15 protein-coding genes are annotated in these 23,237 nt (G+C 54.1%); 12 read left to right on the top strand and 3 right to left on the bottom strand.

What is annotated here, in order from left to right; all coding sequences use genetic code 11:
- Positions 1-144: 144 nt before the first annotated feature.
- The 6 genes from MKY86_RS02785 (at position 145) to MKY86_RS02810 (ending at position 12,703) form a co-directional block, all read left to right on the top strand.
- Positions 145-564, top strand: coding sequence for a hypothetical protein (locus MKY86_RS02785; protein WP_076078831.1), 420 nt, complete (start codon positions 145-147; stop codon positions 562-564).
- Between the two features lie 13 nt (positions 565-577).
- The gene (locus MKY86_RS02790; RefSeq protein WP_076078833.1) at positions 578-5,563 is read left to right on the top strand and encodes a DUF4132 domain-containing protein; all 4,986 of its coding nucleotides are present in this window, start codon (positions 578-580) and stop codon (positions 5,561-5,563) included.
- 250 nt (positions 5,564-5,813) lie between these two features.
- A complete protein-coding gene (locus tag MKY86_RS02795) occupies positions 5,814-7,925 on the top strand; it encodes a LuxR C-terminal-related transcriptional regulator (protein WP_076078834.1) in 2,112 nt (703 codons plus the stop codon).
- A gap of 189 nt (positions 7,926-8,114) precedes the next feature.
- On the top strand, positions 8,115-9,686 hold the full coding sequence (locus MKY86_RS02800; RefSeq protein WP_076078835.1) for a methyl-accepting chemotaxis protein: 1,572 nt from the start codon (positions 8,115-8,117) through the stop codon (positions 9,684-9,686).
- Positions 9,687-9,700: 14 nt separating this feature from the next.
- Positions 9,701-10,129: a chemotaxis protein CheW gene (locus MKY86_RS02805; protein ID WP_076078837.1), complete on the top strand. Its 429-nt coding sequence runs from the start codon at positions 9,701-9,703 to the stop codon at positions 10,127-10,129.
- Positions 10,130-10,177: 48 nt separating this feature from the next.
- Positions 10,178-12,703, top strand: a complete 2,526-nt coding sequence (locus MKY86_RS02810) for a chemotaxis protein CheW (protein WP_076078839.1) — start codon at positions 10,178-10,180, stop codon at positions 12,701-12,703.
- Here the strand turns inward: MKY86_RS02810 and MKY86_RS02815 are convergent.
- Together MKY86_RS02815 and MKY86_RS02820 are read right to left on the bottom strand one after the other, a co-directional pair.
- Positions 12,666-13,406 (bottom strand): spermidine synthase, encoded by a 741-nt coding sequence (locus MKY86_RS02815; protein ID WP_076078840.1) that lies wholly within the window; start codon positions 13,404-13,406, stop codon positions 12,666-12,668. The two genes, MKY86_RS02810 and MKY86_RS02815, sit on opposite strands and share 38 nt — an antisense overlap.
- 120 nt (positions 13,407-13,526) lie before the next feature.
- A complete protein-coding gene (locus MKY86_RS02820) occupies positions 13,527-14,879 on the bottom strand; it encodes an MATE family efflux transporter (RefSeq protein ID WP_076078842.1) in 1,353 nt (450 codons plus the stop codon).
- A 133-nt stretch (positions 14,880-15,012) separates the two neighbouring features.
- Between MKY86_RS02820 and MKY86_RS02825 the strand changes: the two genes are divergently transcribed.
- From MKY86_RS02825 to MKY86_RS02835, 3 genes are all read left to right on the top strand, one after another.
- Positions 15,013-15,708, top strand: coding sequence for a TetR/AcrR family transcriptional regulator (locus MKY86_RS02825; RefSeq protein ID WP_076078843.1), 696 nt, complete (start codon positions 15,013-15,015; stop codon positions 15,706-15,708).
- Positions 15,709-15,915: 207 nt separating this feature from the next.
- Entirely contained in the window at positions 15,916-18,522 is a 2,607-nt protein-coding gene (locus MKY86_RS02830) for a beta-mannosidase (protein WP_076078845.1), read from the top strand.
- A gap of 307 nt (positions 18,523-18,829) precedes the next feature.
- On the top strand, positions 18,830-19,039 hold the full coding sequence (locus MKY86_RS02835) for a hypothetical protein (protein WP_076078846.1): 210 nt from the start codon (positions 18,830-18,832) through the stop codon (positions 19,037-19,039).
- Here the strand turns inward: MKY86_RS02835 and MKY86_RS02840 are convergent.
- The gene (locus tag MKY86_RS02840) at positions 19,023-19,940 is read right to left on the bottom strand and encodes a DsbA family protein (RefSeq protein WP_076078848.1); all 918 of its coding nucleotides are present in this window, start codon (positions 19,938-19,940) and stop codon (positions 19,023-19,025) included. The genes MKY86_RS02835 and MKY86_RS02840 overlap by 17 nt on opposite strands.
- A 135-nt stretch (positions 19,941-20,075) precedes the next feature.
- On the opposite strand from MKY86_RS02840, the gene MKY86_RS02845 reads away from it, so the two are divergent.
- The 3 genes from MKY86_RS02845 (at position 20,076) to thrC (ending at position 22,522) form a co-directional block, all read left to right on the top strand.
- Positions 20,076-20,420, top strand: a complete 345-nt coding sequence (locus MKY86_RS02845; protein WP_076078849.1) for a winged helix-turn-helix transcriptional regulator — start codon at positions 20,076-20,078, stop codon at positions 20,418-20,420.
- A 120-nt stretch (positions 20,421-20,540) separates the two neighbouring features.
- Entirely contained in the window at positions 20,541-21,035 is a 495-nt protein-coding gene (locus MKY86_RS02850; RefSeq protein WP_076078851.1) for a CYTH domain-containing protein, read from the top strand.
- Between the two features lie 98 nt (positions 21,036-21,133).
- Positions 21,134-22,522 (top strand): threonine synthase, encoded by a 1,389-nt coding sequence (gene thrC / locus MKY86_RS02855; protein WP_076078852.1) that lies wholly within the window; start codon positions 21,134-21,136, stop codon positions 22,520-22,522.
- The last annotated feature ends 715 nt before the right edge of the window (positions 22,523-23,237 follow it).

Genomic DNA, 23,237 nt, shown 5'->3' on the forward strand with positions numbered 1-23,237 from the left:
AAAAAAAGAGCTGTACAGATACCGGATGCTCTGTATCCGCATAAATTTGAATTTTCGGCCGGGGGAACGGGTTGATTTCTGGGAAATGGGGTAATGAACTAGATAATCTGTCGAATAGAGCTTTTGAGGTAAGGAGGGAAGGCCATGAAGCTGTATGTAACCGTCAAAAGCCTGGGCAAACGCAGGCCGGTGTTAGAGCGTAAGGAGCTGCTGCTTGCTGACCGTCCGCAGACGCTGCGCGCGTTGATCTCGGAGATTGTAGCCGGGCAGGTGCAGGCGATGCTGGAGCGGCAGGAGCGGGGAGAACTAATTCCTTACCTGACCGCAAATGAAATTGCGGAGCAGGGTGATAACGGCAAGGTCGGATTCGGTACGGTGTACGGTGAGACGAAGCCTGAGGTAGAGCAGGCTACGGCTGCGGCACTGCTTGCTTACGAAGACGGATTGTACAAGGTATTCGTGCAGGAAGCGGAATGTTCCGCGCTGGATGAGCCGCTGAGGCTCGAAGAGGGCGATGAGCTGACGCTGATCCGGTTCACGATGCTGGCAGGAAGACTATGGTGAGGGAGATGACAGTATGAAAATCGGAAATGCAGAGTGGGAGACTCAGTGGTACGCGGATGTTGAGAACAAAGCCAAAGGGCTGAAGGGGGAAGGCGCGGAGCTGGCAGGCCTGCTCGCGGAGTTCAGCAAGAACCGCTACCTTCATGAAGGGGAAGATTCGCTGGACCGCTTCCTTGTGATCATGGATGATCGCGCTGCGGCGGCTCAGGCTGATTTTACCGGATACTGGGAGCCGCTGATGGGGATCATGCAGCAGCTGTACAGCACACATACCGTTGAGCTTGCCCGTTACATAGTTAAGCATGCAGTGGAGTACCCTTATTCCATAGGGTATCTGCGCCGGCCGTTCCGGACCCGGGAGGTTCAGGCGCACCGGATGCAGATCCTCCGGAAAATCAATGCCCTGATCTATATGGAGCTAATTGAATTCTCGTTGCCGGAGTACCTGAAGGGGGATTATGAAAAGGATTACAGTATCTCTTACCGTGTAGATGTTGCCGTTCCCGATGTAGTCGCCTATGAGCTGGACCGCAGCGGCAGCGGGATGGAGGAGCTGCTTAAGGATGCGGTGTACGGGGACAACCAGGGGGCACTGCTCAGCCGCAATATGATAAAGGGTGCATTCCTCAGTCGTAACCAGGCCGCTGTTCAGATGATTGGCGAGCTGCTGCTGGCTGCCCGGCTGCAGGAGGGACTGCGCCAGTCCATTATGGAGACGATGGATGAGGGGACGATAGAGAACAACCTGTACATGCTGAAGGTGATTCTGGACAATGATCTCGTGCGCTACAGCTCGGTGGTGCGTGCCCTGGGCGTATGGACGGGGATGGGCCTGGAAGCCCAGAACCAGCGGGTGGCGAAGCAACTGATTGAAGGAGCCTATCAGGTGCTGACGGATGAAGCGCTGCGGGCTGACTGGCTGACCAGCGAGAATGCCAACCATGTCTACCTGAGCTTGTGGGGGACGGCTGTCTATGAGGAGAATGAGTTGATCGGCAAGGTGGATGTCCTGATGGAACAGGGCCAGTCCTACCAGAAGATTGTAGCAGAGTATGTACTTTCCGGCAGCCAGAACCGGGAGGTGCGCCTGAGCAGCGCCCGGAAGTATCTGAAGGAGCAAGAGCCGGAGCTGCTGTACTGGATTCTGACGAATTATAATTATGATTATAACCGGATGTGGAGAGGGCCGAAGGATAATGGGCCGAAGATCGAGGTCGTAACCAGCCCGCAGCTTGAGGATAAAAGCGAGCGGCAGCGCGACTTCAGCCTGCTGAAGGACATCTTCCTGAATCCGGACAGCCGGGAGCTGACCGGTACCTCTAAGGTGCTGGATTTCCTGCAGGTCAACTACACCCGTGATCTGCCGGTCCAAAAGATGCTTTATCTGATCTCCTATGATATGGACCCGGCCTGGGTGAATGAATTGCTGGCGCTGAAGGACAAGCTCAGCACGGACATACGTGGGGAGCTGCTGAATTACTTCGTGCAGCATACGGAGGATACTGTGCAGCGCGAATTCATCTTCGCCAGCCTCTCCGACAAGAGTATCAAGAACCGGGAGCTGGCGCTGGACCTGGCGCAGGGGCTAACCCTGGCGGAGGATGAGCTGCTGATGGCCGAAGGGCTGCTGAAGCTTAAGACCGGTACGCTGCGGCAGAGCGTGACCCGGATGCTGCTGAATCAGCCGGATGAAGCGCTGAAGGAGTCCGTCCACAGACTGGTGCAGGGCAAGAATGCCCTGCAGCGGCAGGCAGGGCTGGAGATTATGACCGTGTTGTTCCAGGATGAAGAGCGGCAGGCACTCTTTGAAGCGGTCCGTCCGCTGGCGGAGGCGCTGGAGAAGCCTTCCGACCAGGAGCGCGAGCTGATCGCGAGGCTGAGCCAGAAGAATGAGTATACGAAGGCTAACGGCTTCGGCTTGTTCGATCCGCAGCAGACGGAGGAGTGGCTGGCTGAGGGGCCTGTACTTGACGGATTCGCCTGGGATCAGGTGTTCAAGCTGTCCTTGGAGCAGATCAAGACATTCCTTAAGGGACTGGACAACACGATCCACAAGCACCGCGACGTAGAGTACGAGGTTGAGTATTACAGCGGGTATAAGGACACGGTGCTGATCGGCACCAACCTCAGACCGTTGCAGGGGTACTTAATTAACGATGAGGAGAGCGGCAAATCCGCCCTCGAACAGTACCCGCTGCATGAAGCATGGGCTGAATATTGGGACAAGAGCGGCTGGAGCGCCCGGGATCTGATAGAGTTGAACTTCTATATCAGCCTGGAAGAGCTGGATGAGACCCTGGATAACTATGACGGTTACGACACCTTAGGAATTGATGATAAGGAACTTAGCAAGCAGAAGCTGCTGTCCGGGTGGCGCAAGGAGTTCGCGTCAGAGGTCTACCCGCTGGAGCAGATCGAGGCTGTGCTGAAGCTAGTGGACAAGCTGAAGTACAGATGGCAGGTAGAGACGCTGCTGGATGCGTACCGCGCGGACCACAAGAGCCCGGAGGGCTTCCGCCAAGTGAATGGTGCGGTGAATGCGCTGATGGCTGCGTTCCCGGAGGAGAAGCTTGCGGCGGACTGGCCTTTCCTGTCTGTGCTGGCTGAGCCGTGGGTCGATATGGTGCAGAAGCTATGGAACGGAGCAGAGGAGTTCAAGGAGATGTTCCGTACCTGCTACCGGTTCGAGGGGATCAGCGGAGGCGAAGAGCAGGACAGCATCATCGGACTGAAGCACTACGTTGAGGCCTTCACCGGTGGAATCATCCGCGAAGAGACGCTGCTTAAGGAGCTGCTGCTGAGTAAGGATGCACGCAACCATATGAGCTGGATCAGTTCACGCAGATATGATTGGATCGAAGACAGTCCACAGATGGTTGCACTACGCACACGGATCATCGACCGTCTGCTGGCCATTGAGCTGGGGCGCGGCGACCTGCCGACTGAGGTGACCGGCATGACGATGGGGCTGCAGCGGATAGAGGGCCTGGAGTATTGTATCCGTATCCTGTCAGGGCTGAACAAGGATACCTTCGTGCGCGGGTACGTGTATGGCTATGGCAACAATATTACGAAGAAGGAATCCTTCAGCCATCTGCTCAAGGTATGTTATCCGCGTGAGGGCGATAATGCGGAGCTGCTGAAGACCTTGCTGCAGGAGTACAAGCTGTCCGATCAAAAGCTGCTGGAAGCCGCCATGTACGCCCCGCAGTGGATCGAGATCATTGCCGAATACCTGGGCTGGGAAGGGCTTCGCAGCGGGGCCTGGTACTTCCACGCTCACATTAACGAGAGCTTCTCGGCCGAAAAAGAGACGGTGGTGGCGCATTACTCGCCGATCACGCCGCAGGAGTTCAACGACGGCGCCTTCGATGTGAACTGGTTCCAGTCCGCCTACAAGGAGCTTGGACAAGAGCGGTTCGAGCTGCTCTATGACTGTGCCAAATACATCTCTGCCGGTGCGAACCACCGCCGTTCCCAGCTGTTCGCCGATGCCACGCTCGGCAAGCTGAACCTGGAAGAGATGAAGCAGTCTGTGGAGCAGAAGCGGGGCAAGGATCATCTGCTCAGCTATAGTCTGATTCCGCTGGGAGAAGACCGTGAACAAGATATCCGCGTGCGTTATGAGTTCATCCAGCGCTTCCTGGCGGAGAGTAAGAAGTTCGGCGCACAGCGCCGCGCCAGCGAAGGCCAGGCCGTACAGATTGCTCTTGGCAACCTGGCACGAAATGCCGGATATGCCGATGTCACCCGCCTGATCTGGGATATGGAGGCGCGCAAGCTGGATGATTATGCTGCGTACTTCGAGCCGTATGAGCTGGACGCAGAGACCTTCGTCTCGCTTAGTATCGACGAAGAAGGGCAAAGCGATTATGTGGTGACCAGCAAGGGGAAGGCGCTGAAGTCGGTGCCCGCACGCTTCAAGAAGCATGAGTGGATTGAAGCGCTGAAGGAGGCCAAGAGCGAGCTTACCGGGCAGTTCCGGCGCGCCCGGGCTGAACTGGAGCGCTCGATGGAGTCCGGCAGCGGCTTCACGCCGGCAGAGATTGCCGGGCTGAGCCGGAATCCGGTGCTGGCACCGCTGATTAGCAAGCTGGTGCTGATGAGCGGCGATGCGCTGGGATATTACGATGCGGATCAGGGGGCGCTGGTAAGCCCTGCGGGCGAATCTAAGGCCCTGAGCGGGGAGGCGGCGCTGCGGATTGCCCATCCGCTGGATCTATACCGCAGCGGACAATGGAGCCTGTACCAGAAGGACCTGTTCGACCGTCAGCTCCGTCAGCCGTTCAAGCAGGTCTTCCGCGAGCTGTATCTGCCGAATGAGGATGAGCTGGCCCAGGGCGTGCTGTCCCGCCGTTACGCCGGCCATCAGGTGCAGCCGAGCAAGACAGTCGCCCTTCTGAAGGGGCGGCAGTGGACGGTCAGCTATGAGGAAGGGCTGCAGAAGGTGTTCTATGCCGAGAACCTGATCGTCCGGCTCTATGCCATGGCGGATTGGTTCTCACCGGCCGATACCGAAGCTCCGACATTGGAGACAGTGCAGTTCTTCGACCGGAAGACGTATAAGGGCGTGCCGCTCGATCAGGTGCCGCCAGTGCTGTTCTCGGAGGTGATGCGGGATGTGGATCTGGTCGTTAGCGTGGCTCATGTCGGGGGCGTCGATCCGGAAGCGAGCCTGACGACTGTAGAGATGCGCCGGGTCATCGTCAGCGAGTCGCTGCGGCTGCTGAAGATTGAGAACGTCCGGCTGGACGGCAATTATGCACGGATTGACGGTACGCTGGGCGAGTATGCGGTGCATCTAGGCAGCGGCCAGGCGTACAAGCAGGCCGCGGGCGCCCTGTCCATTATTCCGGTGCATTCCCAGCACCGGGGCAGGCTGTTCCTGCCGTTCCTGGACGAGGACCCGCGCACTGCGGAGGTCCTCTCCAAGGTCGTGCTGCTCTCTGATGATACGAAGATCAAAGACCCGCAGATTCTGGTACAGCTGAGCAGATGAGCGGCTGTGCAGTAAGTGGTAATGGCTAAGCGTCTGCTTAGCCAGGGGATATATGGCACCGGCGCTGGAAATATAGCGCCGGTGTTTTACTTTTATGAGGAGGATGGAGTGAGTTTTTGAATTTCGCATATGCGCATTTTTTCGCGTAGATTCCTGGACTATACTGCTACGTTTGTAGAATGAAAGGGTGTAAAAGCAGGGAATCGGTGAGGCTATGGCGAATTTTGGAGGGGAAAGCGAGGAATAAGCAATGAAGAACAAGCTCCGCCGAAATCTGCAGTCTTTGCAAGACGCATACGCATCATTATGCGGATTGACAATTATTATTACCGATCAAGCGGACAAACGAATAACAGAACCCTCCGGCTTAACCGAGATGGCATCTCTGTTGTTCGGTTCTCCTTGTGCAACCGCTGAACATGCAATTGCGAACCTGCTGGAAAAGGTCAGGAATGTATCGAAAACTATTGTCTATGAAACCCGCTCCGGGCTGAAAATGCTGATTACCTCCATCGGGATCAGTAAGCAAAGGCCCTATTATATTCTGACAGGCGTCTGGGTGGACGGTTGTACGAAAGAGCTGATTACCGGCAGGATTCATGAAACCGTTCCCCCCGGAGAATGGGAGGACTGGATTCAGGCTCTGGATAAGGTACCGGTATTGGATCAGGAGGGCGTCGCCAGGATTATCGGCCAATTGGATATACTGGCTGATACCGTGCAGGCTCTGCTTGAACGGGAGCAGGGCGGAGAATATTCTGCGTATGACCTGCAGCTTATGAATCTGATCTATCTGCTGGACCCGGCAAGCCCGGAGTGGCTGCAAGGAATACTGGGCATAGTGGTACGTATTCTTGGAGTAGAATTTGCGGGCTATGCCAGTAATGCTGCAGACGGGGACCAATTCACAGTGGTGGAGACAACCGGTATGCCGAAGGATAACTCCCTGCTGGGGGCTTCTTTTTTTTACGGTGAGGGATTTCTGGGACAGGTGGGGCTCTCCAAGCAAATGGGGTACTGGAGGAATGCTGACCGCGATCTGCGGATTTCTTTTTTTGCTGCGCATGGGGTAAGGCCAAAGGTGTTAATCTGCTATCCCATCAAATACAAGGACAAGCTGTATGGATTATTGTATGCCGGAGACCCGGTCCGTCCGGAGCTGACGGAGGAGCAGGCGGATATGGGTATGCTGGTGGCCCATCAGCTCGCTGCTTCCATGTATCATATGGAGAGCGAAGCGCTGTATGAACGTCAAAGGAAGAGGCATGATACCTATAAAGAAATTGTCCAAGGGATTCTGGTTACTCAAGATAAGGAGGATTACCTCCAGCTGTTCATCGAGTTTTTCCAGCAGCAGCTAGGCAGTCCGTTCATGTGCTTGTTATTACATACGCCTGAGGAGGCCGGACTGAGGATCTATTCTTCCTCTTCTGCTCCGAATGAACTGTACACCGTCTATGCAGAAGATGCTGAACAGATCTATTTCGCTGACGGGATACCGGGGTTCAACCTGCTGAACAAGCCGATCCGGCGGGAGTGGAAGAGCTGGCAGCTGGTAGAGCATCCTATGGTATTTGAACAAAGGCTGCTGGGGTTATTCACGGTCCAGTTCAGTGATGAGGGGCAGCGGCGGGAATATGAAACGATTTTTCATATGACCAATGTGCTGCTAGTGACCAAGCTGCTTGCCCAGCAGCCTCAGAACACGCCCTCCGGAACTGACTTCATGCGGCTGCTCCAGGATAATCTGCTGATACAGCAGCCGGTAGTACATAGCAGAGCTGCGGATATCCGAAGGCTTGCACAGGACTTGCTGGAGCCGTTAAGTCACTCTGCGGAAGAGATGGAATGGATTGGCCAGGCCGCGCTCCTTGCTCCATATCCTATAGGGCTGCTGATCAAATACCTGGGTGATATTCCTGCTGTATGCGTTCTGCGCCATATGCACTATTACCTGACGGACTACAATGGGCAAGAGGATGTAGGAGAAAGTTCCCATCTGTACTTGGCGAAGGTCTTGCTTATGCTCACGAAGTATACGGAGCAGGGCGGCAGGCAATGGAAGGAAACACTTCCTATACCCGTGCCCGAGCCACTTATGCATTCCTTTGAGCAACTGATAGCTCCTCCGCCGGTTGCAGTGCAGCAAGAGGGAGGCGTACGTTTTACTACCCGGGAAAACGATATCCTGGATGGTCTGCTGACAGGCCTCAATAACAAGCAAATTGCGGAGAAACTGTTTATCAGTACGCATACTGTCAAGAATCACATAACCAAAATCTACGAGAAGCTTGGTGTGCACAGCAGATCACAGGCGATCTCGCAAATATATCAAGCTACCGGCAAAAAAGATTCTTTATAAAAGCAATGATTACGCAGCATGTAAGCGTACATTGCTTTTTTTGTGCAGTAAAGGAAAGAAGGCCTGTAGAAAACAGGAAGATTATGTCGAAACTTAGGAACCAATGGCGATAGGCGCAGAGGCCTTACGTTATACATAATAGGGGAAGCTTTGTAGGCTCGACAAAATACATATTGAGGAGTGCTTCATTTGAAACTAAACATCCGCACCAAATTGTTGGGAGGCTTTCTGGTTATTGTAGCGTTGCTTATATTTATCAGCGGGCTATCGATTATGAAAATGGCGGGCATGAACAGTAACTCTGTACAGATGCAGAGCTACAACTTCCCCGCGCTTGTCAATATTGCTGAGATCCGGACTGAGCTGTACAAGCTGCGCGGTGATCTGTTCAAGCTTATCCTCGAAACCGATGATTCGGTGAAGGAGGAGATTCAGGCAGTTATTAAAGCGGATCAGGACAAAATTGCTGACCGGATGAAGGTCTATGGACAGCTCGCACTGAATGCGGATCAACGGGCTGCGTTAGAGATCATTAAGCAGAGCGTGGATAACTATAACCAATCCGTACCCAAAGTCAATGAACTGCTGGATAAAGATCAGAATACGCAGGCCTACGGCGTCTTAATCGACGCACTGCCTGATTTGCAGAAGGCTCAGGATACCGCCGATCTGGCCGCCAGTAATGTAATCGAAGGTGCAGATGAACGGATCGACTCTACGGTTGCCAGCTATACCTCGGGAAGATTGATGATCCTGATCATCTCCATCCTTGCGGCACTTGCAGCCATTGCGCTGGGCATCGTGATCTCGCAGGGAATTGTGGGTCCGGTATCCAAGCTGCTCGCTGCGATGGTCCGCATGGCAGGCGGTGACCTCAGGGAGGAGATTGCGATCAAGAACCGGGATGAGTTCGGCCGGCTGGCCGCAGCAGCCAATGAGATGATTACCAGCCTGCGCAAGCTGATTGGCGGGACGGTCGAAGCGGCGCAAAGTGTCGCGGCCTCCTCTGAGGAAATATCGGCAACCACCGAAGAAATCGCCAGCGGCAGCCAATCCCAGGCCCAGGCGGCGCAAAATATCAATCAGCTGGTTCAGGATCTGACCCGGGGCATCGATGAGGTTGCGAAGAATGCCGAGCAGGCATCAGAGCTGTCGCTGCTGACGCGTCAGGGTGCTGAGGAGGGAAGCACTGCGGTAAGAGAATCCGGCCTTGGTATGAGTAATCTGTCGGAGAAGATGGAGCTGCTTGAGCAGGATTCCCAGAAGATCGGCGAAATTATCGAGGTGATTGATGAGATTGCCGAGCAGACCAATCTGCTGGCGCTCAATGCAGCGATTGAGGCAGCGCGTGCCGGTGAGCAGGGACGGGGCTTCGCCGTTGTCGCCGATGAGGTCCGCAAGCTGGCTGAACGGAGCAGTGAAGCGACCAAACAGATTGCCCTGATCATCCGGGTGATGCAGAAGAATACGGTTCTGAGTGTGCAGGCTGTCAGTGACGTATCGGCCCTGTCCGAGCGTACAGAGCGGCTGATCGATGGTATCGTTACCCGCGTCAATGATACTGCCCAGCAGATTACAGGCATCGCTGCGGCTTGTGAGGAGCAGGCGGCGCAGACGAACGAGGTGCTGCTCTCGATTGAATCCATTGCGGCCGGAAGCCAGGAATCCGCCGCAGCAGCCGAGGAGACGGCCTCCTCCTCGCAAATGCTCGCCTCCTTGGCGGATGAACTGAATAGCTCGGTGTCGGTGTTCAGATTGTAGAGGGGGAGTAAGCCATGCTGGCTGCACGAACGGAGCAGTACATCATCTTCCGGCTGGTACAGGAGAAGCTGGCCATCGATATCCGGGAGATTAACGAGATTATCAAGATGGAGCCTATCACAGCCGTGCCTAACAGCAAGTCTTTTATTAAGGGCGTGATTAATTTACGCGGCAAAATTATACCGGTGGTCAGTCTGTGCAGGCGGTTTGGCCTGGCAGAATCTCCACCGGATACCCGGTCAAGGATCGTAGTGGTACATTACCGGCAGGAGGCCATAGGGATTATGGTGGATTCCGTAGAAAAGGTGGCTTCCTTTCATGAGGTAGAGCCGCCTCTGGAATCCCATGAAGTGCAGGGCGTGCAGTACATGGACGGGATCGGCATGTGTGCCGAGGAGCTGATCAGCATTCTGAACATCGGGCGTCTGTTAAGTGACGGGTGAAGGCCAACGCATGAAGGCCAACGCATGAAGGCGGGGAGGAGAACTGAGATGAACGAGTTTCATAATATGGTGTATTTGGGCGTTTTTCTGGATGAAATGGACGAGCAGCTGCGGTATTTGGATGAGGCCCTGCTCATGCTGGAGAGCAAAGGGTATCAGAATGACCTTATTCAGAGGCTCTTCCGGGTCGCGCATACGCTCAAGGGCTCATCAGCGGTCATGGGCTTCAAGCAGCTTAACCGGCTGACGCATCAGATGGAAAGTGTGCTAGAGCTGCTCAGGGGCAGACAGCTGGAGGTCACCTCCGAGTTATTGAATATTCTCTTTGATTGCGTAGATTTCATTAAGCAGCTTCGTCAATCCATTCTAAGCGGTGCCCTGGAGGAGGGGGACATCTCAGAGCTGTTGCGCCGGTTAAAAGAGTTGCGGAAGACAGCAGCCGAGTCTCCCGCTCCTGCTGCAGAGGGGCTTCCGCAGGGAGAAGCGGGGCCTGTGCCGGATATGATCTTCGATGATATCCGTAAAGAGCAGATCCAGGCAGCTATAGATCAAGGCTCTGCGGCAATGGCGGTTCATATTCAACTTGCTGCTGAGGAGCCGATGAAATATGTCCGCGCGAAGCTCGTAGAAGCCAAGCTGCGGGAAACAGGCGAGGTTGTTGCCACCTTCCCCGAGCTGGAAGCCCTCGAGAGGGATGCGCAGTTCTCCGGTACTATTGCATATATTCTGCTTACGCAGCAGTCCCGGCAGGATATGATGTCCTCTCTGCAGGAAATCTCACAGATTGAAATTATACATACAGATCCTATTACGAAAGCAAACCTCGACACCTTCACCGAAGGAAAAGAGGCTCAGAAAAATAGCGGCTATGCGGCCCAGACTGTCCGTGTGGATGTGGAGCGGCTGGAGGGACTGCTGAATCTGGTAGGAGAGCTGATTATAGATAATACCAGGCTGCACAGTGTCCGTTCCAGATTGAGCGAGCAGTTCAAGAATAACAGTGATGTTCATCTGCTTAATGATATCGCAGGACATTTGAATATGGTCATCAGCGATCTTCAGGAGGGGATGATGAAGACCCGGATGCTGCCGATGGAGCATCTGTTCGGCCGCTTCCCCCGAATGATCCGGGATTTGGCGCAGAAGTCGAACAAGGAGATCGAGTTCATCATTGAGGGCAATGAGACCGAGCTGGACCGCAGCCTCATTGAGGAGATCAGCGATCCTCTGATCCATATTCTGCGCAACGCCGTGGACCATGGGCTGGAGCTGCCGGAAGAACGTGCAGCTCTCTGCAAGCCGCGGAAAGGGACCATTACTCTGCGGGCAAGTCATCAAGGAAACATGATTGTCATTACGGTATCCGATGACGGCAGGGGCATTGATACCGGCAAGGTCAAAGAAGCCGCTGTGCGTAAAGGCTTCGTCACCACTGATGAAGTGAAGCGTATGACGGACAAAGAGCTGGTGATGCTCATTTTCCGCTCTGGCATCTCAACAGCCCGTACGGTCACAGATTTATCCGGCCGCGGAGTGGGCATGGATATTGTCAAAGCACATATAGAGAAATTAAATGGCATTATAGATATTGAGACGGTTCCTGATCAGGGGAGTATATTCACGATCAAGGTCCCGCTGACGCTTGCCATCATCCGTTCCCTGCTGGTTAAGCTGGGGAGCAGTACCTTTGCCATTCCGCTGATTAATGTCATTGAAATATTCAGAATGAAGGCGGAGGATATTGTTACCATCCAGGGGCGGGAGGTCTGCCAGTTCCGCGATCAGGTGCTTCCGCTTGTCCGTCTGCACCATATGCTGCAAGTGGAGGAAGGGGAGCATACGGTGAACGGCCGGCTGTTCGTTGTTATCGTCGGCTTCGCGGATAAGCGGGTCTGTCTGGTAGTAGATCAGACGATCGGCAATCAGGAGATTGTCATCAAGTCACTGGGAAGTTACATAGGCAACGTTTCTTATATCGCAGGCTCAACCATACTTGGCGACGGCCGAGTGGCCCATATCCTGGATATAGGCTCGATTGCAAGGGAAACAGGCTCGGCCCACGATGCATTGCTCCAAGAGAACACAGTTACGGCAGGGGAACAGGATAGTCAGAGCGAGAAATATATCACCTTCAAGCTGGAGAAGCTGGATTTCGGGATTCCGATCCGCCAAATGAAGGAGATTGTACCTGTTCCTGAGATTCATTCGCTGGTGTCTGCCCCGGCTCATGTCCTGGGAATGATCAATCTGCGCGGATTGCTGTTCCCGGTCTATGACATACGGCCCAAGCTCGAAATGGACAGCGGTGAACAGACGGCCGGCTCCCGGATTCTGATCTGCGAGGTATCCGGACAGGAGGTAGGGATATGGGTGGATCAGGTGTCAGCGGTGCAACTGCTCGCAAGGGAGCACATGGATGAGGCGCCAGATCACATTCTCCAGAATCCAGAGGTGCTGGATGCCGTCTATAAAGACAACCATCAGTTTATTCACTTGTTGAATTTGGAGAACCTGCTGGACCTGCACGCCTGCTGCATTACCGGTCACGTATCACATGACCGATCCCCGGAGTGATCTCGCTGAAGCCGGCCATGTGGCGGGACTGATAGGGAATGGGCCGGGCGCTGGCGGTCATGAGGATATTGCGCAGATCGGCGGTCCCTTCTGCCGGGAGGACGAAGGTTCTGGTATATGGATATACTTCACGGAGTGTGGTATGAATAGCACTGATAAAGCGGTCATTGCCGCTGCGGCCCATCAGATTCATGATGATCTGGCCGTGTCCGTTCAGCTTGGCACGGGTTAGGCGGAAGAACTCCAGCGTGGTGAAATGAGGCGGCGTCCCGGCAGCGGTGAAGGCATCCAGCAGGATATAGTCATGGCCGCGTTCCGGCGCGGCTTCCAGCAGGCTCCGGCCGTCACCGATCAGGATGTTATCCTGCGTGTAGCCAAAGCGGGTTCTGCTGTATTCCACCACCTTCGCATTCACCTCAGCCACCGTAAACTGCTTCTCTGCGAAATAACCGGCAATCGTACCAATCCCGTGTCCGATCAGGAAGACACGCTCGAAATGCGGATTGCCCGCCTCCATCAGATGAATCATCGCCCGGGGATATTCGAAGATCACCCGGCGCGGATGGTCCAGATCCAGTGCGCCCTGAACAGCTTCCCCCGAGAATTGCAGTACCCGGAACCGTCCGGTCTCACCATATAGCTCGGTTGTATCGTAGACCTCGATGTCCTTAGAGTCGTGGTTAGGATGGGATGGTGCGTGCAAGCGGATCAGACTCCTTCTGCAGATGGGATTCGTTCGTTACAACCTTCATAGTAACATAAAGCAGCCGCAGGAAGGGCTTCCTGCGGCTGCTAGTATTTCTTGGAGGGGGCTTAAGCCCACTTAATGAACCAGACTCTCCAGTTCGGGCTGGAGCTTGTGCCGCAGGGCGTACAGCATGACGGCACCGACCAGGAAGGCAGCGGCATCGGCAATGACCAGCGACCACACCACGCCATGGAAGCCGTTCATCCGGTTGGCGAAGTAGAGCACAGGAATCAGTGTGACCCCTTGAATAATCGACATTACGAATGCGGCCGTTCCCTGCGCGGTAGCCTGGAAGATCCCCATGAACAAGGTGGTCAGCCCTGAAATGAATAAGGACAAGAAGGTGACATGCAGAATGTAGCTGCCCATCTCAATCATCTGCGGGTCTCTGGTGAACAGACCGATCAGATGGTCGGAGATCAGATAGACGACGATACCGAATACGGCAGCCATGGCGGCCATCGCTTTTACTGTGAATCCGATCGTATGCTTCATGCGCAGCTTATCCGCTGTAAATGAGAAGGCAATGAGCGGCACCACTCCCTCGCATAACCCCATCAGAATAAACTCGGGGAACTGCAGTAATCTAGAGGATATCCCGTAAGCGGCCACAGCCGAATCCCCATATTCGATCAGGAACAGATTGAAGATCAGCGACATGGCTCCCAGAAAGACACTCATGATGAAGACCGGAACGCCGATTTTGAACACATTGCTTAGAATTTCCTTGGTGGCCTTGAACCATTTGAAGGAGACCGTCAGGAATTGGCTTTTGTAGCCCATGTGGAAGGCATAGTAGGCACTCGCAACCATGTTGGCAACAACCGTTGCCGACGCTACGCCAATTACACCCCAGTGGAGCACGAAGATGACAAATGCATCGAGCAGGATATTAACCACCACGCTGAGCATCATACCGATCATGGAGACGATGGCTGCACCCTCGGAGCGGACCATATTCTCCAGTGTAAAGAACAACACGACAAACGGTGCGCCAATCAGCATGACAGTGACATAATCCTTCGTGAATCCATAGGAATCCGGCGTTGCCCCCAGACTGTGAAGGATGGGGCCGATCAACGGCAGACCCACGGCCATCACGAGGAGGCCAAGCAAGAGACTGCTGTAAAAGGCGAAGGAAGACACTTGCTTGACTTCATCATATTTGTGCTCACCAAGCAGCCGCGAGATGTAGGTGCCGCTGCCAATGCCCACCAGATTGCCCAGCGCCATGATGATGGCGAACAGCGGCAGGGTCAGGGCTAGTGCGGTCAGCATGGCCGTATTGTGGAGAGTGCCCAGGAAATAGGCATTCAGAATCGAATAGATGACGTTCATGGAGGTGCCTAACATCATGGGCACGGCGAAATGGGCGACGGCTTTGGTGATGGGTGCTTTTTCAAAATAATAAAGGTTTTCGGTATCCATTAGGGATCACTTCTTTCACTGATTTTTGTTAATCTAACGTCGTTAGATTGAACCTTACAGTGTTAGATGATATCATGAACCTAATGGACTGTAAAGCATAAACTTACACTGTTAGATAAAAGGGCGGATAGCGATGAAAAAAGCACAACCTCAAATCTCGGAAGACCGGATTCTGGAAGCTTCATGGGAGCTTCTCAGGGAGGGGGGGATCGAAAAATTCAGTATGCGGCGTCTGGCGGACCGGCTGGGGATTCAGGCTCCCTCGCTGTATTGGTATTTCAAGAGCAAACAGAATCTCTACCAGCGGCTGGCCAACCACATCTCCAGAGTCATCCTGGAGGAGCACCGCCCGGAGGGCGACTGGAAGGAGCAGCTGACAGAATTTGCGGTAACGGTACGAAGTGTGCTCAGCCGGTATTCCTGCTCTACGCAGCTTATGATGATGACACTGCCCCACGAGCCGGACATTATCCGGTTCAACAACCGGATGCTGCACTGTGTGGAATCCACGCCGCTTGAGGAGGCGCAGAAGGTGCAGGTGGTCACTACACTTGTGAACTTCGTGTTCTTCTTCGTGCTGGATGATTACGAGCATGAGCGTAATGTCTCCATGATGGCTAAGGAACAGCAGGAGCCTCCGGGCGAGGAACTGCTCCGCCTGATGGATTCCATGAGCGAGAAGGAGGTTGGATTGTTCCGGAGGATGTTCAAGAACGGACTGTTCGAGCTGCTGGGGACCGACGGGGCCTTTGAATTCGGCCTGAGGCTGATTCTGCTCGGGACGGAGCAGGTGATTAAGGAGCATGAAGAGCAGCAGAAGCAGAAGTAAGCGCAGGGGGAAGATAACAAAAATAACAAATGGTAAATCGGTGATTGGGGCTTATTATAGCGGGACATCTGTTTGAGAGGTTTGATGGGATTTTTGTTTTGTTTGTATTGTAGCTTCTATAAATATTGTTATTGCTAACGTAATTATAACAAAATATAATGAGGGTAGCTAAGCGCCGTAATGCGCAAAAACAGTATAGGAGGAACTATGAAACAACTACAAATCGACCTGCCGAACTGGGAATTCAGAGCCTGCGGAGATGAAGAATGGCTTACGGCTGTTGTACCGGGAACGGTGCATACGGATCTGCTGCGCAATGGCGTAATCGATCAGCCCTTCTATGGAACAAATGAACATGAGCTGCAATGGATTGATAAAAAGGACTGGGAATACAGAACAGGATTTGTATTAGAAGAGACATGGCAGACGCTGGCGGTAACTGAGCTGGTGTTCGCCGGGCTGGATACGTATGCCGATGTGTATGTGAACGGCGTGCACGCCTTGTCCGCAGACAATATGTTCCTGTCCTGGACCGTGAATGTGAAGGGTCTGCTGCGGGCGGGTGAGAATGAGATCCGCATCGTCTTCCGCTCGGTGGTGACGGAGGATCTGCCAAAGCTGGCGGCGCTGGGCTACGATCTGCCTGCGCCGAATGACCAGTCTGAGCTGGGCGGGCTTCAGGAGCAGCGGATCAGCGTATTTGCCCGCAAAGCGCCGTATCACTACGGGTGGGACTGGGGCCCGCGATTCCTGACCAGCGGGATCTGGCGGGAAGCTGTGCTGACAGGCCGGGATGTTGCGGCGATTGAGGATCTGTACATTCGCCAGCAGAAGGTGAATGAGCAGGAGGCCCGGCTAACGGCCGTGATTGAAGCAGACGCCCCGGAAGCATGGAGCGGCCTGTTGCGGGTGAGTGCCGGAGGGCAGGAATGGATGAAGGCGGTTACGCTCACTCCGGGCAAGCAGACGCTAGAGCTTGAGCTGGTGATTGACCGCCCGCGTCTGTGGTGGTGCAACGGCCTGGGCACGCCGGAGCTGTACCTTTTCCGTGCAGAGCTGCTGCAAGGAGCGGAGGCTGTAGCAGTATCGGAGGTAACGACGGGGCTTCGGGAAATTAAGCTGGTGCGTAAGCCGGATGCGCAGGGGGCGTCGTTCCATTTTGAGCTGAACGGGGTGCCGGTCTTCGCCAAGGGTGCCAATCATATCCCGAATGACAGCTTCATCACAGAGGTTACGGAGGAACGTTACCGCCATGAGATTGCCACGGCCGTGGAATCCAATATGAATATGCTGCGGGTGTGGGGCGGCGGCTTCTATGAAGAAGAAGTGTTCTACCGGTTGTGTGATGAATACGGGCTGCTGGTCTGGCAGGACTTCATGTTCGCCTGTAGCATGTACCCGGGCGATGAGGCGTTCCTGAATAATGTCCGCGCAGAAGCGGTATATAATGTCCGCAGATTGCGTAACCACCCTTGTATCGCACTCTGGTGCGGGAACAATGAGATTGACTCAGCCTGGTCGCAGTATGAAGAGTACATGGGCTGGGGCTGGAAGGAGAAGCTGAATGCTGAGATTCGCCAGAGCTTATGGACTGCCTATGAGGAAATCTTCCACCGGATTCTGCCGGAAGCCGTGGCTGCGAACCATCCGGGTATGGATTACTGGCCGTCCTCGCCGCTGCGCGAACTCACAGGTGGTCAGGATCAGCATGCGACGCGGATTATGGGTGACGGGGATATCCACTACTGGGGCGTCTGGCATGCCAAGGAGCCGTTCGAGAACTATAATCTCAAGGTAGGCCGCTTCATGAGCGAATACGGCTTCCAGTCCTTCCCGGAGCTGAAGTCGGTGCTGAGCTATGCAGAGGAAGCGGAGCTGGCGCTGGAATCAAAGGTTATGCTGGCCCATCAGAAGAATGGAGCGGGCAATCAGCTGATTAAGGAGTATATGGATATGTATCTGCCGCAGCCGAAGGATTTCCGGGGCTTCCTGTACATGAGCCAGGTGCTTCAGGCCGAGGCGATCCGCATGGCTATGGAGAGTCACCGCCGCAACAAGCCTTACTGCATGGGCACGCTGTACTGGCAGATGAATGACTGCTGGCCGGTAGCCTCCTGGGCGGGCATGGATTATTACGGGCGCTGGAAGGCGCTGCAATATACGGTGCGCCGCAGCTTCCAGGAGGTGCTGCTGTCTGTAGACAGCACAGACGGGGAGAGCGTCAAGGTCTATGGGGTGTCTGACCGGAGGGAGGCGTTGGACGCAGAGCTGGTGCTGCGGCTGCATGATATCAGCGGCCTATTGCTGCGCGAATGGTCACAGCCGGTAACCCTCGCTGCGGATTCGTCGGCTGTGGTCTTCACGCTGCCGCTGGCTGAAGTGTTGGAGGGCCGCGAACCGGCTCAGGTGCTGCTGATAGCTTCCCTGCTGGAGAGCGGGCAGGTGGTGCAGGCGGAGCTTGTGCCAGGACAGGTGCAGGAGCCGGGGACGGAGACAAGGCAAGTGCTGGAGCGCAAGGAGCATTACTTCGCCCGGGCGAAGGATATTCCGCTGAGCAAGCCGGTCATCACGGTGACAGAGGTACCGGGAAGCGGAGGGCAGAGCTTCACGCTGAGCAGCGATGTGCTGGCGCGGGGCGTGCATCTCACTGTAGAAGAAGAAGGCATCTTCTCCGATAATTACTTCGATCTGCTGCCTGGCGAGCCGAAGACGGTGGAGTTCTCGATTCGGGGCGGGAGCAGCGGCGGAGGGGCAGACTTCACCCCTGCCGCTCCGACCGGACTCGTAGTCCGTTCTATGGCGGATTATATCTAATCACGAACTCTCACGCAGATGCAGACACTTCCGCAACCGTGGACTTGCCCGTAACTGTGATTCCGCCGCAACTGTGATTCTGCCGCAGCGGGGATCCCGCCGTAGCGTGAATTCACCTCTGGAGTCGTGGCTCCCCTGACCCACAGCCGGTTTGCGGACTGACATGATCTTATTTGCTCATAAACTAACCTGATTTCTGTTCTTGCGGACTCAGAATACCTTATTGTCTTCCGGGTTGGCCGTTTCAAGGGGAAATCGCACGAATAAGGGCCACTGAGTCCGGATGATTGGGCCAAAGCGGCTATTTATGCGGAATAGCGGATTCTCAGTCCGCATTGGCAGCATGATTCAGTATATGGGCATCATGATTCAGTATATGGGCATCATGATTCAGTATATGGGCAGCATGATTCAGTATATGGGCATCATGATTCAGTATAATTCAACAAAGAGCGGTCCCCCGTCATCGGAGGACCGCTCTTTGTTGAATACGGCTACCTTCAGGCCGGTTCGATAAACATCTCACCCAGGATCTGCCCGGTGCGATATGCATGCTTGGGAAGCGCAGCGGCGGTGTAGGCCTCCACATCCTCTGGATTGATATCGTACATGGCCTCGATTTCTCTGGAGAAGAGAAGATGTCCTTCGGCCAGCAGCACCGGCAACACCGGGAGAGCGGCAGGAGCAAGCGGCTCAGGAATAAGCTGCTGTAAGGCATCTACGTAGTTTTGCAGGGTGCGGGACCCGACCAGCTTAATGCCTTGGTTCTCTTCATTGACCATGACAAGGGTCGGGAAGCCGCGTACGCCGAGCTGGGCCACCTTCTGAAAATCCTCCTCCAGCAGCTCCTGCGCCGCTTCCAGTCCTGCGGCCTGAACGATCTCTGCGCCGGGTAATCCCAGACTATTCACAATATCCGTGAGGACCTCGTCTTCTCCGATATTCCGGTTGAAGACGAAGACGGCTTCTCTGGCGCTCCGCAAGTAGGCCAGTTCCTTTCCCGGATGTCTCTGCTGGATAACCTTGAATACTCTGGAGGGCGGATAAGAGGACATGACCGGATTGTTCAGCCATAGGGTGCCGTCAATGGGCATGCGGTAATGCGCCCCGACTTCCTTCCAGTGCCCCGCTACATCGGCTGGCTGCTGTATTCCATTTGCCTTGTCAGCGAAGCCATTCCAACCGGCTAATAATCCGCCCATCAGAGGCTGCAGATGAAAGTACTTGCCATATTGCTGGATAAACCGGTTCAGGGTAGGCTCGATGGCCCAGCAGTGTGAACAGATCGGATCCGTCGCATAATAGAGAGTAACTTTGGGCTGCTGCTGCGGATTGAAATCTATAATTTGTGTATGCTCCTCGTCGCTTACCCCGCATACACCTGTCTTCAGATCACAGATCATAGGATTTGTATTCATAGCTGTTTACCTCACTTTCTTTTTTTAAAATATCCGTTTCCAGTTGTAGTATGATTATAATATCTGGAATCAGATTAACAAGTACTATTGTTTTTAATACTTGGTATATAAAATATACTAATGGAGGGATCAGCCATGAAATATGAGGTTGACTTAACGCAGATGTGCCCAGCCACCTTTGCTTTTCATGTCATCGGCGGGAAGTGGAATCTGCCTATCCTCGCTTTGCTGAGCGAAGAGGGGCCGATCCGGTATAACGAACTAAAAAGAAGGCTGCACGGCATCACCGGAACCACGTTAACGAACAGTCTCAAGGACCTTATCGACTACGGCATTATCCATCGCGAGCAATATCCTGAGGTGCCTCCGCGCGTCGAGTATTCCCTGACCCCCTCCGGGCAGGAATTGGTTCCGTTAATTGAAGAGATCGTGGCTTGGGGAGCGAATAACATTCATGCCTTAGGCGGACAGAAGGTATAGGATTTTTTCCCGGTGAATCCGTTCCCTCCGGTTGACTTGCGTATGACCCGCCCCTATGATGATAAATAATATGTAACATTAACGCTCGCATAAAGCTCGCACACAGAGGAGAGAAACAGCATGGCTATGGAGATTGAACGCAAATTCCTGCTTCCGGAATACCCGGAGCGGCTGATTGAAGAAGGACAGCTGAAGGTGCTGACCCGTCACAGTATTGACCAGACGTATCTTGCCATTGAGGACGGGCAGGAGCTGCGGGTGCGGAAGATAACGGATCTGGACACGGGTGAGGTGACGTACACGCATACGTTCAAGGATGGCAAGGGCATCAGCCGCCAGGAGATTGAATATTTCATTTCCGCAGGCTTGTATAACCAGATGATTGAGGCTGTGAAGGCGATCCCGCTGGTCAAAACCCGCATTACAGGCGTATGGAACGGTACAACGGTGGAGATTGATCTCTACACCCAGCTGGAGCTTACGGTGCTTGAGGTTGAGTTCGATTCGCTGGAGGAGGCGGAAGGCTTCACCGCCCCGGAATGGTTTGGCCTGGATGTCAGCACAGAGAAGAAGTACAGCAACAAAACCGTCTGGAAAGAGCTTCAGGGCAAATAGCCTGGTGAGCCTTAATCTTATAGAATCAGCGGACTTTAACGCGTAAACGTGGTACTATGTACAGTAAATAAAGAGGGGTTCAGGAGGATGAGACGGGTATGGAGTTTATAAGCACAAGAGGCAAGGTAGCTGCCAGAGGCTTTATTGATACGGTTCTGATGGGGCTGGCGGATGACGGCGGGTTGATGGTGCCGGCTGAGATTCCGGTAATTTCCCCGGAGAAGCTGGAGGAATGGAGAAGCCTGAGCTTTCAGGAGCTGTTCCTTGAGATTTTCTCCTATTATACCAATGACGAAATTCCTTATGATGATCTGCGCTCGATGGTCTACACCAGCTATGGCAGCTTCCGCGCTCCGGAAGTCACGCCGCTGCATCGGGTGAACGATTCTCTATACGTGCTGGAGCTGTTCCATGGGCCGACGTTTGCCTTCAAGGATGTGGCGCTGCAGTTCATGGGCGAGCTGTATTCATACATTGCCAAGGTGCGGGGCGAGATTATCCATATTCTCGGGGCTACCTCCGGCGATACCGGAGCAGCTGCGATTCAGGGTGTGCGCGGCAAGGAAGGCATCAAGATCTGTATCCTTCATCCGCACGGCAAGGTCAGCAAGGTGCAGGAGCTGCAGATGACTACCGTAGATGACAGCAATGTGCTGAACCTGTCCGTAGAGGGCAACTTCGACGATTGCCAGAAGATTATCAAGGAGCTGTTCGCCGATCTCGACTTCAAGGGACGGTATCACCTGCGGGCGATTAACTCCATTAACTTCGTGCGCATTCTGGCGCAGACGGTCTATTATTTCCATGCTTATCTGCAGCTTCCGGGGAGCGATCAGAAGAAGGTCAATATCAGCGTGCCTTCGGGCAACTTCGGTAATATTTTCTCAGGCTTCCTGGCGCGGAAAATGGGTCTGCCGATCCACAAGCTGATCATCGCCACCAATGAGAACAACATCCTCGAACGGTTCGTGGTCACCGGCGAATACAAACCAGGCAGCTTCACGGGCACCTACAGCCCGTCGATGGATATCCAGGTGGCGAGCAACTTCGAACGCTATCTGTATTATCTGCTGGGCGAGGATGCGGATAAGCTGTCCGGGTACATGGCAGCCTTGCAGAGCGAGGGCGCGATTACGGTGGACGGCGAGCTGCTGGCCCGGGTACAGGCGGATTTCTCCGCGCTGGGCGTGAAGAATGCACAGTGTCTGGAGATCATCAGCAAGTACCAGCAGGAATCCGGCTATCTGCTCGACCCGCATACGGCATGTGGGGTAGCCGCGTACGAGAAGTTCAGTGCCCCGGATGAGGTGAGCATTGCTTACGCTACAGCGCATCCGGCCAAGTTCGATGAGGCGATTGCCTTGACCGGCATCAAGCAGGAGTTCCCGGCCCAGATCTCGGCCCTGTTCGAGCAGCCGCAGCATCAGGTCGTGGTCGATCATGATAAGGCGGAGATCGTGCGCCAGCTTGTAGCTTTTTACGGGTAAAATAGGTGCGTGTCCAGTGGGGCCCGTGCAGGATGAAGACAGCCCCCGCCGGGATGAGCGGGGGCTGTTTGCTGCCGCTCGTATTGTGGAACACTGGATAGTATGCGCGCGATGTGAATTTGTGAGAAGGACGTTAACTAATTGCTTACTGAGGGTTTGCTGTGCCAAGGTTAAGTTGTGAATGAGATGCTTAAATGCAATCTGTACAACTAAATCGCCTAGTGTGCCGCCGAATATCCGTTTAGCTGTATTTGGTGCAATTAAAATACCGTTATAAATGAGTACTCGCCCATTCGGGTGGATTTAGTTGTACAGACTACAGTTAGAAGAGGAAATCCTTCCTTATTCCTGTTTTTAATTGCACAGACTACAACTATCTCCAAATGTTTCGCTCGGTGCACAGCCACAGTCCAACTGACCAGTGATTAACTGCCTAACGGCCCAGTGGCTAACTGACTAACTGACTAACTGCCTAACTGCCTAACTGCACACTGCCATTGCGCTCTGCTCATTGCTCACCTCCTACTGCGACTAACCTGCCTCCGCCAGTCGGGTGATTGCATTATGTGCAATAGAAAGTCCCCAAAACACCTCTAAAATTGAGTCTGTTGTATTTCATACAGTAGATTTATGGGGTGAGGGCTGTTACAGGCCCAAACTCCAGATTCTGTTGTACAAAATACAGCAGAATGGCAAAACAGGAGCTTTACACCGG

It is taken from the genome of Paenibacillus sp. FSL R7-0333 (assembly GCF_038000365.1).
GTDB lineage: Bacteria > Bacillota > Bacilli > Paenibacillales > Paenibacillaceae > Paenibacillus_AQ > Paenibacillus_AQ silagei.

What these genes read in the sequence shown, in the direction of transcription:
- MKY86_RS02820 (WP_076078842.1), bottom strand. Translation starts at nt 14,879, where the DNA reads ATGGATACCGAAAACCTTTATTATTTTGAAAAAGCACCCATCACCAAA.
- MKY86_RS02830 (WP_076078845.1), top strand. Translation starts at nt 15,916, where the DNA reads ATGAAACAACTACAAATCGACCTGCCGAACTGGGAATTCAGAGCCTGC.
- MKY86_RS02795 (WP_076078834.1), top strand. Translation starts at nt 5,814, where the DNA reads ATGAAGAACAAGCTCCGCCGAAATCTGCAGTCTTTGCAAGACGCATAC.
- MKY86_RS02805 (WP_076078837.1), top strand. Translation starts at nt 9,701, where the DNA reads ATGCTGGCTGCACGAACGGAGCAGTACATCATCTTCCGGCTGGTACAG.
- MKY86_RS02825 (WP_076078843.1), top strand. Translation starts at nt 15,013, where the DNA reads ATGAAAAAAGCACAACCTCAAATCTCGGAAGACCGGATTCTGGAAGCT.
- thrC (WP_076078852.1), top strand. Translation starts at nt 21,134, where the DNA reads ATGGAGTTTATAAGCACAAGAGGCAAGGTAGCTGCCAGAGGCTTTATT.
- MKY86_RS02810 (WP_076078839.1), top strand. Translation starts at nt 10,178, where the DNA reads ATGAACGAGTTTCATAATATGGTGTATTTGGGCGTTTTTCTGGATGAA.
- MKY86_RS02790 (WP_076078833.1), top strand. Translation starts at nt 578, where the DNA reads ATGAAAATCGGAAATGCAGAGTGGGAGACTCAGTGGTACGCGGATGTT.
- MKY86_RS02840 (WP_076078848.1), bottom strand. Translation starts at nt 19,940, where the DNA reads ATGAATACAAATCCTATGATCTGTGATCTGAAGACAGGTGTATGCGGG.
- MKY86_RS02785 (WP_076078831.1), top strand. Translation starts at nt 145, where the DNA reads ATGAAGCTGTATGTAACCGTCAAAAGCCTGGGCAAACGCAGGCCGGTG.
- MKY86_RS02835 (WP_076078846.1), top strand. Translation starts at nt 18,830, where the DNA reads ATGCGGAATAGCGGATTCTCAGTCCGCATTGGCAGCATGATTCAGTAT.
- MKY86_RS02850 (WP_076078851.1), top strand. Translation starts at nt 20,541, where the DNA reads ATGGCTATGGAGATTGAACGCAAATTCCTGCTTCCGGAATACCCGGAG.
- MKY86_RS02845 (WP_076078849.1), top strand. Translation starts at nt 20,076, where the DNA reads ATGAAATATGAGGTTGACTTAACGCAGATGTGCCCAGCCACCTTTGCT.